The following is a 15196-nucleotide window of genomic DNA, read 5'->3' as shown; positions in this document are numbered from 1 at the left end:
TTATTCAGCAATCACGCCGTTTTATCGAAAACTTGTTTGCACTAAAAGGCATTAAATGCGAATAATTAGCATTAAAGCATTAAGAATCCCATTACACCCATGATTAACCTTAGTTCGTTAACCCTTAGCTGCGAATACCAACCCTTTGTCAATCCTCATACTTTAGCCATCGACGGCTATGAAGCCTTAGCACGCTTTTACTTGCCTAATGGTGATGCGGTTGCACCTAATATTGTGTTCGAGCAGTTGCATGAATCCACAGAAATACTCGCTGCAGTTGAATATCAAGCCAAGGCATTTCAACTCATCCATGCGCCGAGTCAGCAGCGAATTTTTATCAATGTTGATCCCCACGCCGTCGATGGACCACATACCGCCAAGCTCATTCGTTTGCTGTCCCACTATGAACGAGTCACGGTCGAGATCATCGAAAACACCTGTATTAACGATGCCCAGCTGGCCAGTCAATTATTCACTCAATTTAAACAAGCTAAGATACATGTGGCGCTGGATGATATTGGTGCGCCCCACTCCATGCTCAGTGTCGATCTGATGATGAACGTGGATTATCTTAAGTTTGACCGCCATTGGTTAACACACATAACACACCCTGAGGGAGCCCAATTATTAATTGCATTGGTCAACTTTGCCAAAAAGACTAACAAACAGTGCATTTTAGAAGGCATAGAAACTGAAGCTCACTTAGCCTTTGCGCGGAATATCGGTGTCGACTTTGTCCAAGGCTTTTTGTTTAAATCCTGGTTTATTCGCCCCACCAGCAGCCAAGCACTGTGCCTTACGTAAGATCAGGCTAAAACGGTTTACATTCGCGCCACCAGCCCACTCAAGACCAAACCTAATGCTGTCGAGTAATTGATTTAGCACTAGAAATGCCACTGGATATACGGGCTATGATCCGCCATAGTGATAACGCACATCAGCTTGCAAATGCACCTTAAGCACACTTCCAAATGTATTAGGAGTCGCCCGTGGCACAATCTGGGATCAGCGAATTACTACAACAACTCGAACAAGTATTGCTGGGCAAGCCTAGACAAATTCGTCTCGCTCTAGCCTGTATTCTCGCCCGTGGGCACCTGTTGATTGAAGACTTACCCGGCATGGGTAAAACCAGTATTTCCCATGGTATAGCCCAAAGCTTAGGTTTGAGCTATCAGCGGATCCAATTCACCAGTGACATGCTGCCTGCCGACATTCTCGGCGTATCGATTTTTGATAAACATCAAGCACAATTTATCTTTCATCCTGGACCAATTTTTAAGCAGATGATTTTGGCCGATGAAATTAATCGCGCCAGCCCTAAGACACAAAGCGCTTTACTCGAAGCGATGGCCGAACAACAAATTTCCGTCGATGGCATCACCCACAGATTGCCCAATCCTTTCTTTGTAATAGCGACTCAAAATCCCACCGATCAATCCGGTACATTTTCGCTACCAGAATCGCAGCTCGACAGATTTATGATGCGTCTGTCTATTGGTTATCCAAGCCACGATGCTGAACTCGCTATGCTTAAGAGCAATCATAACCACTTAACCTTAGATCAATTGCCCCAATGCCTGACACCGATGGCCTTAATGCAACTGCAAGAGCAGTGCGACAAAGTCAGCGCTTCCGATGCCTTACTCAATTATATTCTGGCCTTAGTGAGTTTTTCCCGTAGCCAAAGTGACAGCGTGGGGTTATCACCGCGTGCCACCAAAGCGCTATTACAAGCGGCTAAGGCATGGGCCTTTTTAGAAGGCCGACATTATTTAGTCCCCGAAGATGTGCAAGCGGTATTTTGTTGTGTAGCGGAGCATAGACTCAGAACCAGTAGCCAATTACAGGGTGAAGCCCTATCTGAGCGAATTCTCGCCAGTGTTAACCCTATTATGTAGCAAGATACTGTAATGAGAAGATATCGCTAAAGTATGCAGTTAACGCATTAAACTAAGGAAATAACTCAGAAGTGAAACGACTGATACTCCCGACTTTCATTCCGACGTTAGTCCCGATTTGGCAACGTTGGTTAGCAAGACGCTTGCCACCGAGTCCCGAAATAACCTTAAGCCATCGCAGCATTTTTATTCTGCCGAGTGGTTTTGGGTTAGTTTGGCTCGGTCTGGTTTTACTTTTATATCTATTCGGCACTAACTATCAAAATAACTTAGTCATTGGCCTCAGCATCTTACTCCTAAGCCTCTTTAATACCTGCATTCTCTACAGTTACAAAAATCTGGCCGGCTTACATTTACGGGCCACGACGCCGCCCGAAGTCTATGCGGGCGAAACCTTAACCTTTCCGGTCCTCATCAGCACTCACCATAGTGGCCATAACATACAACTTAACTATCCGCATAATCGCACTTATACGGTGCAGAACCTTGGTACAGATGAACAACAAGCGCTCGTGCCCTTCGAATATCATCAGCGGGGCCAAGTGTCACCGGGTCGGCTCAAAATTGAATCCTTCTATCCCTTAGGACTTTGCCGCGCATGGTCCCATGTGGATTTAGCCATTAGTCACTTAGTCTTTGCCCAGCCGATTGAAGCGCCGCTGCAGCTTGAGGCTAATCATACCCAGTCGGAGCAAGATCCCCTGTTACTCGCGGGTAAACATGTATCGGGGATTGATGAGTTTAAAGGCCTTAAACCCCATGTGCTCGGCGAATCCCTCAAGCAAGTGGCATGGAAACAATGGGCACAGGGTCGCGGCATGCTGACTAAAGAATTCCAGCAGCCCCAAGGTGATCCCGTCTGGTTAAGGCTCAGACCCGATGCCAAACGCCTCGAAACCCAATTGAGTCAGTTAAGCTGGCAAGTCAATAAACTCACGCAACTTGAGCAGTATTTTGGCTTACATCTGCAAAACCCAATGGGAGACGATGTTCTGATCGCGCCCGCGATAGGCAATCACCATAGGATCGCCTGTCAAAAAGCCATTGCCTTATATCCACAATTAGCGCCTTCAGCCGTTAATTCGTCATCAGCGGCAAAGCACTCGAATAAAACGGCGAAAACCACCAGCACGAAACGTCATATCCCTACCTCGAGGGAACAGGCATGACATTAACGGCCAGCAGTACAACACCGCAAATTGGCGATAACATCAGCCGTCAGACTTTATTTTGGTTATTGATCACCAATATCGCCGTACTGAGCCCACTATTTGATAAAACCACGCCTTGGACTTTGGGCATTTGCGCTATCTGTTTGCTGTGGCGTGTGGGGATTTATGTCGGCAAAGTGGCAAAACCACCGCGTTTTCTGGTCACCAGTCTTGCGATCGGCGCCGCAACCACACTGGCACTCGTCTCAAAGGAAATAGGCTTACTCAATGCGCTAGTGAATCTGCTGCTGTTAGGTTATGCCTTAAAATACATTGAAATGCGTAATCAAAGGGATGTGCGCGTTGTCGTCCTCGCGGGCTATTTTATTATCGCGCTGACCTTTATTGATCACCAATCCTTACTCAATACCGCGCATTTACTCGTGGTGACGTTGATCAACACCTGCGTGCTCGTGACTTTGTATCAAGATAAGCAATCCTTAAAACACACGGCTTGGATCGGTGGCAAATTTTTACTCCAGAGCCTTCCCCTCGCGCTGCTGTTATTTTTAGTGTTACCGCGTCTTGCACCGCTCTGGTTAGTGCCCAACATGAAAGAAGCCCAAACGGGCTTGTCCGATAGTCTGGCGATTGGTGATATAGGTAAGCTCACCCGTTCGACTGAACTTGCCTTTAGGGCGAGCTTTACCAATGCAACGCCCATTAATGCCGAGTTATATTGGCGCGCCCTCGTGATGGAGAACTATGATGGTGTCACTTGGCGCCAAGAAGCGGGGATTAAACAGTTGCAAAAAGATGCGCTGCTGTTTCCGCCCTCACGGCCCAGCCCAGCATTGATGGTTAATAATCCTGATCCCATGAGTAATAGTCCTGCTTCGATAAGCAGTGAAGATCAAGAGATGGCATCAAGTGCGCAAGATAAGCATAGTATTCGTTATCAAGTGATTGCTGAGCCGAGCCACCAGCCGTGGTTATTTGGTCTCGATGTGGCCTATAGCCAAGATGATAACGTGGTCAATATGCCCGACTATCGGCTGTTGGCGCTGCGCAATATCGATCAGCGAATGAGTTATCAAGTAGAGTCTTGGCCTAAGGCTAAGATGGATCTCAGGCTATCTGCGCGGCAAAGGCAGATTAACCTCGAACTACCGAGCCAAAGTAATCCACGCACTTTAACGTTAGCAGAGCAGTTTAAGACTCAGTATCCCGCGCCTAAGCCACGACTATGGGCCATGATGGGCCACTTTAATAGTGAGCCTTTCTTCTACACACTCACGCCTCCCCCCCTTGGGCCGCAGCAAGTGGATGATTTCTTATTTGAAAACAAAGCCGGTTTTTGCGTGCACTATGCCGCAGCCTTCATTTTTATGGCGCGGGCCACAGGCTTACCCGCGCGTATGGTCACAGGCTATCAGGGCGGGGAATATAATCCGCAAGCGGGTTACTACAGTGTGTATCAATATATGGCCCACGCATGGGCTGAGGTTTGGCTCGAAGATGAAGGTTGGGTGCGTTTCGACCCCACCGCTATGGTGGCGCCCGATCGTATCGAGCAAGGTTTCGACGCCCAATTTGATCCCGAGCAGAGTTACCTGCAGGAAAGCCCTTTTAGTAGCTTACGATTTAAATCAATGCCTTGGCTCAATGAGTTAAGACAACGTTTTGCCAGCATAGATTATTACTGGAGCGTGTGGGTACTGGGTTTTAACCAAGAGAAGCAAAATCAAGTGCTCAGTGGCATTTTAGGCGATGTGACTCACACTAAAATCGCGGTCTTTATGGGGCTCTGTATCAGCCTTATCGTGCTCTATATCGCCTACAGTGCGGGCTTATTACATTTTAGAGTTCAAGGCGATCCTATTAGCACTCGTTATCAACAGCTCTGTAATCGTCTCGCACACCATGGCATTAAGCGCAAAGACAGTGATGGACCAAATCAATTTGCGCAGCAGATTATTGAGCAATACCAACACAGTGCACCAAAGCTTTGCACGCTGTTCCAAACCTTGACACAAAGTTATGTGGCGCTGAAGTACCAAGATTTACCGGCTAAAGACTATCAAGCGCATTTAACCGCATTTAAAGCGGCGGCGAAGCAACTCAACTGGTTATTGCTCAGAGCCAAAGTGAAAGATAAGTTCAATCTAGCCTAGCATTCGTCAACTCAGCTTTAACTGACGATACATCATCGGAGCAAGCACCAATAAACACCTAAAATTGCGGGTTAATTCTACAGAAGCAGCAATAGTGTTGAATCTTATAAATCAAACACATAGAATTGTTTTATTGTCACCATGCCGAGTTGCACATGCTAAAGTTAATCCAGTCCAATCAGATGGAAGTGCTCTGCGCCCATTTAGCCGCTTACCTGACCCAACCCCTTGCTTTTGCACGTCTACTGAGTAACGAGCATATTCTGGTACAGAGTCCCGGCATGTCGACTTGGCTACGCCTCGAAATCGCCAAACAGAATGGAATTGCTGCCGCACTGGAATTCCCGCTGCCATCGAGCTTTACCTGGCAGTTGTGCCATGACTTATTGCCCAATGTGCCTAAGGATAACGCCTTCACTAAGGCGGCAATGACGTGGAAGCTGATGCAACTCTTACCGCGCATGCTACAAAATGACGCCTTTGGGCCGTTGAGACACTATCTAGGCCATGTGCAAAGTAATAGCCTAGACAATATGCTAGACAGCATGTCCACCACAAATGCCGCCGACACGAGTGAACATCTCAACGCCAGTAACCTGACGGCTGATGATATTAAGCTGTACCAACTCTGTGGCCGCATCGCCGATATCTTCGACCAATACTTAGTGTATCGCCCCGATTGGATTTTAGCGTGGGAGCAAAACGAGCAGCCCGACTCACTCACCAAGCCGCTGAATGAAGACCAACGCTGGCAACCTATTTTATGGCGCGCGCTCATTGCCTTTAACCGTGATGAGCTTAATCAAAGCCATTACCACAGGGCCAACCTGCACAGTGACTTAATTGCCGCGCTGAATCATCCCGACACGTCACTCGCCAAATTACCGCAACGCCTATTTGTGTTTGGCATTTCCTCGATGGCGCCGCAAACCCTTGAAGTGCTTTACCATCTGGCAGGCCGTATCGATGTGATCGTGCTTGGCTTAAGCCCGTGTCAGCACTATTGGGGCGACATTGTTGATCCCCGTAATCGTGCCCGCATGGCGGTGCAATATGCGGGTAAACGCCAATTAGCCGAACTATGGGAAGATAAACTCGAAGTGGGCAATCCGCTGCTTGCCAATAACGGCAAGATGGGCCGTGAATTACTCGATATGCTGCTTGAGCTCCCCGCCGAACACTGCGACTTTGGCGATGATGTGTATTGTGAGCCCTGTGACGATCCCAACTCGCCACACAGTAACGCCAGCATGCTCCACGGCGTGCAATACGATATTTTAGAGATGCAAACCTTAGACAGAGTGCTAGGGCCAGATGCCGAGCTGTACCAAAATGTCGAGAACAGACGCCTACTAAAGCGCGACGATGAATCTATTCGAGTCAAGAGTTGTCACAGCCCACTGCGGGAAATCGAAACCCTGCACGATCACTTGCTTGAGTTACTCAGCAATGATATCGACCTGACGCCTAAAGACATAGTGGTCATGATGCCCGATGTCGCCGCCTACGCGCCCTACATCGATGCAGTCTTCTCGGCGAAGCAAGGCCTGCATTACATTCCCTACGCCATTGCCGACCGCGGCGCAGCGCAGGAATCACCGCTCATCAATAGCTTTTTAAATTTACTCGGGATTAATCAGAGTCGTTTTGGTCTGACCGACATTTTGAGCATACTCGAAGTGCCCGCCATTTTGCGCCGTTTCCAGCTCGATGACGATGAATTGCAACTGATCCGCCGCTGGTTAGATGAAGCGGGCGTGCGCTGGGGCCGCGATGAACAAAGCCGCCTTAAACAAGGTGTGCCAGCGTTTGAGCAAAACTCTTGGGCCTTTGGTATTAAAAGGCTGATTTTAGGTTACGCCTTGAGTGACGATGCGCCGCTCTATCAAGACCATCTTGTCGTCACTGGCATCGAAGGCCAATCGGCGCAGGCGTTAGGTAAGCTACTCAATTTTATTGAAGTACTCGATGAAACGGCGCAAATACTCGCCCTGCCGCAAGTGGGCGCCCTGCGTTTAGCGGAATTAACTGAGCTACTAGATGCCTTCTACGACACAGATGAAGACGAACGCGAACAATTACAGGAAATCCGCGATGCCATTGCCGCCCTAGAGCAAGAGTTACTATCGGCGGGCAGGCCCTTAGATACAAAAACGTTAGAGACAAATCCGCTAGAGGCGCTAACCCAAGAGCGCATAAGCGGGCTTAGCCTCAGTATTGAAGTGCTGCAACAGTGGTTTAATCAACGCTTAACCAAATCTCGGGTCGGCCAGCGTTATCTTGCGGGAAGCGTGAACTTTTGCACCTTGATGCCGATGCGCTCGATTCCTTTTAAGGTCGTGTGTTTACTCGGCATGAACGATGGGGTTTATCCTAGGGTTCAACATCCCGTCGGCTTTGATTTAATGGCGCATTTCGGTGCCCGTAAAGGCGATCGCTCCCGCCGCCTCGATGACAGATATTTGTTTTTAGAAGCCTTATTGTCGGCGCGGGAACAACTGTATATCAGCTATATTGGCCGCAGCGAACGGGATAACTCTGAGCGTATCGCCTCTATGCTTGTCTCTGAGCTGATTGAATATTGTCAGCTGTGCTATTTACCTGAAGCCCTATTGATTCAATCGCAAAACGCTGCAAGCGTAATTGAACCAGAGGATGCCGAAAAAACCCTCTATAACGCGATTGTCAGCCACCAGCCACTGCAACCCTTTGATCCCAAGTTGTATCAAGCCACAGTAAAACGTGATGACAAAGATGGCTCAGGCAGAACCCCAAGTAACTCGGGCATAGGCCAAAGTTACAGCCTGCAATGGTGTCCACCCAATACGGACACTGTGGGCACACATGCGGGCCGCTTTATCGGCGTGCAAACTCGCATCATGCTCGAAGCGGATGAACAAGACTCAGTGCCAGATACAGAGGCACAGCCCGCTTCTGAGCACGAACAACAACAAAGTAAGAAAGTGGATGTGTCAGCCCTGATCCGTTTCTTTCGAAATCCAGCGCAGTACTTCTTCAACCGTACATTAAAAGTCGATCTCAGCCTTAATATTCAGGCCGATGATAATGACGAGCCCTTTAGCTTGAATGCCCTAGAGCGCTATATGTTACAGGCCAAGTTACTCGATGATGCCATAGGCCAAGGCCTAACTGAGCCCGATATCGAGCTGATTAAACGCCTCAAAGCCAGTGGCACTTTGCCCATGCAGCCCTTCGATGATTTGCTACTGCGCCAATATCAGCATGATATTAAACCTTTGATTGGCAGAACCTTGTTCCTCAAGGGAGAACAAGCCAGCAGCCATGCGGATATTAAACTCGTGTTTGACTTGCCCATCACGGCGGATAAATCCCAGCAAGTGTTACTGCAAGGCCGTATCGATGATATTAGCCCTAAGGGGTTAGTGAATTACCGTCCTGGTAGCGCCCACGGTCGCGATGTGCTGAGGTTGTACCTTCGCCACCTGTGTTTAATGGCAATGGGCCACACACATGCAAGCTATCTACTCGACATGGGGCACTTCCACGCCTTGGCTCCAATCACTGCTGAGCGCGCCCATGCGTTACTGGCCGATTTGTTGGTGTTGTTTTACCAAGGCCAACAACACCCACTGTGTTTTATGCCGCGCACGTCACTGGCCTACGTCAGCTGCGAGGGTGAGCACGATGAGCGTTTGCAGCAAGCGTTACCCGAATGGTTAGATGAGCAGAGTCAATTGGGTGAAGGGAACGAACCCCATTACCAGCGATTATTTAGTTTCCCGCGGGATTTCTCTGAGGATAGCTTTGGCGCATTAGCCGAGCGTATCTATCGCCCTATGGTGAGTTTATATCTCAAAGACACACTGGCTCAGCTTGAGGAATTTGCGCTTAACGATGGCATGAGCCAAGGCCCTGCTAATGAACACGCGACTGACACACAAGCTCTCGCACCACATTTGAACCGCAATAGTGCACAGGGAGAGCAAGCATGAGTGAACAGATGCCGTTGAACACGCAAGCCTTACATTCAGCACCACAAGCGCTTGATCCTCTCACTCTGCCCTTTGGCGGTAGTCGTCTTATTGAGGCCAGCGCAGGCACAGGTAAAACCTACACGATTTCAGGTCTTTATTTACGCTTATTGCTTGGGGATGGCATTCCTGCGCCGCTCACCTGCGAACAAATTCTCGTGGTTACCTTCACCAATGCGGCCACCGAAGAGTTAAGGGATCGTATTCGCCGGCGTATTCAAGTTGCCTTTAAGTGTTTCTTAGGACTAACGATTGCCGATCCCTTTGTGCAGGCGTTGTATGACAACACCCCAGAAAGTGAACGCGCCATTGCCTTGAGACGGTTCGATCTCGCCCTTAAATCCCTCGATGAAGCAGCAATTTTTACCATTCACGGTTTCTGTCAGCGAATTTTATCGGATCTCGCCTTTGAGTCTTCCTTGCTGTTCGAATCGGACTTTACCTTGGACGACAGCGAATTTTTGCACCATGCCGTGCGGGATTTTTGGCGTGAGGCCTGTTATCCGCTGCCCGATTACTTAGCGCAAATCATTGCCAAGGAATTTGGCGAGCCCGATGGTTTAGTCAAACAGTTGCGACCGCTCCTTGGCGCCAGTCAAGCAAAGCCTTTGAAACCCGGGCTTAAGTTTGATGTCTTAGCCCTGTCACTGCGCCAAAGTTTAGAACGCTTTAAATTAGCTTGGCCAAGGGGACGCGATGGCTTATTGGCATTGCTACACAGTTTGCCGCTGAATGGCACCCGCTTTGGCAAAGCAACGGATAAGTACCCTAAGCTCGCCGCCATGTTCGATGCACTAGATAACTGGCTCGCCTTCGGTCATGGGTTACCGCCGCTGAAAGAGTTAGAAGCCTTATCGTTGTCTGAGTTAAAACTCAACAAGGGCGGCGTGATCCCAAGTGTGAGTGAAGCGCCGCTAATGGATCATATGGAGCAACTCGCCACATTGATTGCCGCCATTAAACCGGCATTTTTATATAGTGCGAAACTCGGCATAAGCGAGCGATTTGCCCAGCAAAAACAACAAAAAAATGTGCTGACCCCAGATGACTTACTCACGACATTAGCGAGCGCGTTAAACGCCAATAATGAAACCTTGCCCAAAGCCGTGGCAACACGTTTTCCCGTCGCGCTTATTGATGAATTCCAAGATACCGATCCGCTGCAATTTGCGATCTTCTCTGGTATCTACCAAGACCGCTACTCGTTTGAGCAGCAAGGCAAAAACGATACAGAAAATAAGCTCAGCCTGTTGATGATTGGCGATCCTAAGCAAGCCATTTATGCCTTCCGTGGTGCCGATATCCATACCTATATTGAGGCCCGTCATCATACGCAGGCCCACTATCATCTGGATACCAACTACCGCTCAAGCGCAAACATGGTTGCTGGGGTTAACCATCTGTTTAGCCAGCATCACGATCCTTTTATCAGTCAATCGATCCCCTTTGATAGCGTGAAAACGCCCAGCAGTGCTAAAGGGAAAATCCTCACTGAAAAAACCGCCAATCCAGCCGCTTTAAGATTAAGACTCTTAAGCGAAAGCGCAGAAAACGGCCTCAACAAAACCACGGCAAGACACTTGCTCGCCGAAGACGCGGCGGCACAAATTACCCGTTTACTGACAGATGCGGCCAATGGCGAATGCCACAGCCCTAAAGGGCCTTTGATCGCTAAAGACATCGCTATCTTAGTGCGGGATCGCAACGAAGCGGCAGTGATGAAAACCGCATTAAGTAAACGCCACATAGGCGCGGTGTTTTTAAGTCGCGACAGTGTGTTCGATACCCTTGAAGCGCGGGAAATGGCGTTAATTTTGCGATCTCTAGCGAACCCAAAAGATGAACGGGCACTGCGCAGCGCCCTAGCCACGGCATTATTAGGTTATAGCGCCGAGCAAATCCATGCCTTTAACCAAGATGAAGAGCACAGACAGCAGTTATTAGAGCAATTTTTTAACTTGCACCAAGTGTGGCAAAAACGCGGCATCATGCCCGCGCTACTCAGCCTTGCCAATAGCACTAAGCTGATTGACCGTTTACTGCACACCGCCAGTACGCAAACCGATGCACAGGAGCAAGATGCCACGAATGGCGAGCGCCGTTTGACGGATTTTCGCCACCTTGCCGAGCTATTACAACAAAAGGCCACCGAACTTGATGGTATGAGTGCCCTACTCAATTGGTATGAACAGCAACTGATTGATAACACAGGCACCGATGAACAGCAGCTACGCCTTGAGAGCGAGCAGAATCTAGTACAGATCGTCACTATCCATAAGAGTAAGGGTCTTGAGTATCCCGTGTGTTTTGTGCCCTTTGTCAGCCTAGCCCGCGACAATCGCCGCCGCCCTACGCCTATGCTGTACCACAGAACTAACGATGCAGGTGAGCAAGAGCTAGTATGGGATATCGAAGGCACGGATGACGGTTGGGAGCGCACAAAACAAGAAACCTTAGCCGAAGACTTGCGCCTTTTGTATGTGGCGCTCACTCGCCCTGTGTATTTGTGTTACTTGTATATCGCCAACCACAGTCGTCAGCTTAAAAATGGCCTTAAAAGTCAGCTGCATGAAACCGCTATCGGCTATCTGCTCGGCATAGGCGACTCAGAATGTGACTTTGCCCGTATCTGCAATGCTGTGCAGCAGCTCGCTCAAGATGTGGAAGCCATAAGTATTGATAAGCTGCCCGATGACATAGACGAGCGCCCATTGCCCTCAAGCCAAGACATAGCGCAAATACTTAGCGCGAAAACCTTAACCCGCCAATACTGCACGCCGTGGCGAGTCGGCAGTTATTCAGGCCTAGTTAAAAATACCAGCCATGGTAAAGCCGCTCCGGGTGCCGACGATGAAATATTAGGTACGCTTGAATATACGGCTGCGCAAACACTCTCTATTCCTGATGAGGCAAGTCATGATCTGCAGGATGACATGCTCAATCGCTTTAACTTTGAGCGCGGCGCCAATGCCGGTAGCTTTATGCATTTAGTGTTAGAAGAGATTGATTTTACGCAGGCCGAAATCGACTTACCGCTGCAATTGCCTAAAGCCATGCTGCAATACGGTATCGCGCCCGAATGGCAAACAGTATTACATACTTGGTATTTGGATGTGCTGCATGCACCGCTCTGCGCGATACCGCACGCCTTAGAGTCGCAGGTCACTAGCCATGTAAGAGCCGTAAGCGCCGTCAAACCTGCTCATCCTGATTTGTGCTTAGCCCAGTTATCGCCGCAGAATACCTTAGTCGAAATGGAGTTTTATTTACCCTTAAGCGAACTTAAAGATACTGAGCTCAATGCACTACTGCAGCAGTTTGGCTATGAGTCGACACTTAAGTTTGATGATCTCAAGGGCATGCTCAAAGGCTTTATTGATTTAACCTTTGAATACCAAGGTCAATATTATATCGCCGACTATAAGTCGAATCATTTAGGCGACAACATCAATGCCTATCATCAGAGCGCGCTGCAAAGCGCAATAACCGATCATAGGTACGATTTGCAGTACATTCTCTATTCATTGGCGCTACACAGGTATTTGAGTTTACGCCTGCCAAGTTATGACTACGATAGCCACATAGGCGGTTGTTATTACTTGTTCTTACGGGGAATGTCAGCTCAATATCCCGGCTATGGTATTTACTACGACAAGCCGCCGAAGGCACTTATTCTCGCGCTAGATTCACTTTTTAATGACAATTTATTTCACAGCAGATTGGCTCGTGCAATAGATACAGGAGTCACGGCATGATGCGCTCAACCCAAGGGCTAAATGCACATTCACTCACAGCAGCGAAATGGATAGACCATGGCGCAATTCAGCTTACAGCGCCGCTGCCAGAGCTGTTAAAACAGTGGGAGCAAGAACGACTGCTCACACCGCTCGATCGGCATTTCGCACTCGAAATGAGTCACTTGCATCCAAGCGACAGCCAACAGCCCTTGTTTATTTTGCTGTGTGCGCTATTAAGCCAGCAATTATCTTCACAGCACAGCTGCCTAGTACTCGCTCATATCGTGCCGCTTAATCCCATGGCCGAGCAAAATAGCCATTGTAAAATCAGTTTAAGTCTCGAAGCGCTCACTGAGACCTTGCAAACCTTTGATGCCGTCGGCCAAGCGGGCAGTAACAAACCGCTTATTTTTGATAATGGCAGACTCTATTTACAACGTTATCATCAATTTGAAACCTCAGTGGCCGCCTCATTAATCCGCTTGTCCGGAAGTGTATCTAGGCAATTATCTGAAGAAACAAGCCACCAAAAGCAACCGCAAATCGCTAAGTTGAGGTCACTGCTAGATCAACTGTTCCCTGCCAATGTGCTCGCGCCCCATGCACTCACTACCAATGTACTAACTAACAGTGAAGACACAGCACCCATTGATTGGCAAAAGGTCGCCACGGCCACAGCGCTGGGTAAAAAACTGTCAGTGATCACTGGCGGCCCAGGGACGGGCAAAACCACTACTGTGACTAAGCTTTTGTTATTGCTACAAATGGAATCACAGCAGGAAATCCGTTTAGTCGCGCCAACGGGAAAAGCGGCGGCTCGCTTAAGCGAATCAATCAAAGCCTCAAAAGCGCGTCTGGCGAAGGAACTCAGCGCCCATGCTAATGTTATTGATGAAGCTCGCAATAGAAATAACAAAGACTTTTTAACAGCTCTGGGACGTATTCCAGAGGAAGCTTCAACCTTACACAGACTGCTTGGGGTGATCCCCAATTCGCCGCACTTTCGCCACCATCAAGGTAATCCGCTTAGGCTCGACTTATTGATTGTCGACGAAGCCTCTATGGTCGATTTGCCCATGATGTATAAATTGCTGAGCGCATTGCCTGAGCACGCCAGTTTGATTTTACTCGGCGATCAGGATCAACTCGCCTCGGTTGAGGCGGGCGCTGTGCTCGCCGATATTTGTGCGGGCCTTAAAATACCAGTAGATCCCAATAACCTTGCTCAGAACAACATAGCGTCAAACAGCCCAGCTCTGTGGCAAATGCGCTATTCCAAGGAACAAGCCGAGCGTCTGAGTGCTTTAACGGGTTTTGAGTTAACGCCCTGTATCAGCAATGCCCCTAAACTTGGCGATAGCTTATGTATGCTAATGCACAGCCACAGATTTAAAGGCGATGCAGGGATTGGACTGCTCGCCAGTGCCGTCAATCGCGCTGATCTTCAAGGTATTTTGCAGGTATGGCAACAAGGACCTGCAGAATTGAGCTGGTTAGAACACAGTATGATCGTAAGCCAAACCCAAGCCAAAGTAAGCGAGCCTGCTAATAATGTGGGACTCAATTTACTGCTGGAGCAAGCCTGCCAGCAATATGGCGCTTATCTCGGTGCCTTGAATAGCCATGCAAGTAACAATGATGCAAGTAAGCGTCCAAGCACAGCTGACATCATTGAACGCTTTAACCAGTACCGTATTCTATGTGCTATGCGCTCGGGCGATTATGGGGTTGAAGGCATTAATCAATTTGTGACTCAAGCACTGGCCAATGCCAAGCTGATTAAACCGCTACAGGAGTTTTATCTGGGTCGGCCCATTATCATCCAAAGCAATGACTATAACTTAGGCCTGTTTAACGGTGATATCGGATTGATTTTGCAGGATGAAGATAAACCCGAACGTTTAATGGCGCACTTTATCAAGGCCGATGGCAGCCTGTTAAAAGTCTTGCCAGCCCGTTTGCCCAGCCATGAAACCTGTTATGCCATGACAGTACACAAAAGCCAAGGCAGCGAATTTAGCCGTGTGGCCTTAGTATTGCCGCCGAGCCCCAGCCTAGCCCAATGGCAACTGCTGACCAAAGAATTGGTCTACACCGCCATCACCCGCGCTAAAGTCCACTTTACCTGCTTAGGCACCCAGCACGTATTCGAGCGGGCCAGTAGCCAAGCAACCCAACGCGCATCGGGTCTTGCCGACCGCCTTTGGGGTGAATGAAGCT

The 15196-nt window shown here is 48.9% G+C and carries 7 protein-coding genes; all 7 read left to right on the top strand.

The annotated features are described in order from the left end of the window. Positions 1–99 precede the first annotated feature (99 nt). The 7 genes from CKQ84_RS19385 to recD all read left to right on the top strand — a co-directional run bounded on the left by CKQ84_RS19385 (position 100) and on the right by recD (position 15192). Positions 100–804 (top strand): EAL domain-containing protein, encoded by a 705-nt coding sequence (locus CKQ84_RS19385; protein WP_105252439.1) that lies wholly within the window; start codon positions 100–102, stop codon positions 802–804. Between the two features lie 185 nt (positions 805–989). After that, a complete protein-coding gene (locus CKQ84_RS19380) occupies positions 990–1901 on the top strand; it encodes a MoxR family ATPase (protein WP_028760026.1) in 912 nt (303 codons plus the stop codon). Positions 1902–1972: 71 nt separating this feature from the next. Beyond that, entirely contained in the window at positions 1973–3070 is a 1098-nt protein-coding gene (locus CKQ84_RS19375) for a DUF58 domain-containing protein (protein WP_105252438.1), read from the top strand. Further along, positions 3067–5226, top strand: a complete 2160-nt coding sequence (locus CKQ84_RS19370; protein WP_105252437.1) for a DUF3488 and transglutaminase-like domain-containing protein — start codon at positions 3067–3069, stop codon at positions 5224–5226. Before CKQ84_RS19375 ends, CKQ84_RS19370 begins: the two co-directional genes overlap by 4 nt. 155 nt (positions 5227–5381) lie before the next feature. Continuing rightward, a complete protein-coding gene (gene recC / locus CKQ84_RS19365) occupies positions 5382–9200 on the top strand; it encodes an exodeoxyribonuclease V subunit gamma (protein ID WP_105252436.1) in 3819 nt (1272 codons plus the stop codon). After that, positions 9197–12994 carry an exodeoxyribonuclease V subunit beta gene (gene recB / locus CKQ84_RS19360; protein WP_105252435.1) on the top strand — a complete coding sequence of 1266 codons (3798 nt, stop codon included), beginning with the start codon at positions 9197–9199 and terminating at the stop codon, positions 12992–12994. Before recC ends, recB begins: the two co-directional genes overlap by 4 nt. Beyond that, positions 12991–15192, top strand: coding sequence for an exodeoxyribonuclease V subunit alpha (gene recD, locus CKQ84_RS19355; protein WP_105252434.1), 2202 nt, complete (start codon positions 12991–12993; stop codon positions 15190–15192). Before recB ends, recD begins: the two co-directional genes overlap by 4 nt. Positions 15193–15196: the final 4 nt, after the last annotated feature.

The organism is Shewanella sp. WE21, from assembly GCF_002966515.1.
In the GTDB taxonomy this organism is placed as follows: domain Bacteria; phylum Pseudomonadota; class Gammaproteobacteria; order Enterobacterales; family Shewanellaceae; genus Shewanella; species Shewanella oncorhynchi.
The sequence above is the reverse complement of the archived record's forward strand: the minus strand, read 5'-3'. Positions and strand labels throughout refer to the sequence as shown.

Excerpts from the sequence above, each read along its gene's own strand:
- recD (WP_105252434.1), top strand. The coding sequence starts at position 12,991 with ATGATGCGCTCAACCCAAGGGCTAAATGCACATTCACTCACAGCAGCG.
- recB (WP_105252435.1), top strand. The coding sequence starts at position 9,197 with ATGAGTGAACAGATGCCGTTGAACACGCAAGCCTTACATTCAGCACCA.
- CKQ84_RS19385 (WP_105252439.1), top strand. The coding sequence starts at position 100 with ATGATTAACCTTAGTTCGTTAACCCTTAGCTGCGAATACCAACCCTTT.
- recC (WP_105252436.1), top strand. The coding sequence starts at position 5,382 with ATGCTAAAGTTAATCCAGTCCAATCAGATGGAAGTGCTCTGCGCCCAT.
- CKQ84_RS19370 (WP_105252437.1), top strand. The coding sequence starts at position 3,067 with ATGACATTAACGGCCAGCAGTACAACACCGCAAATTGGCGATAACATC.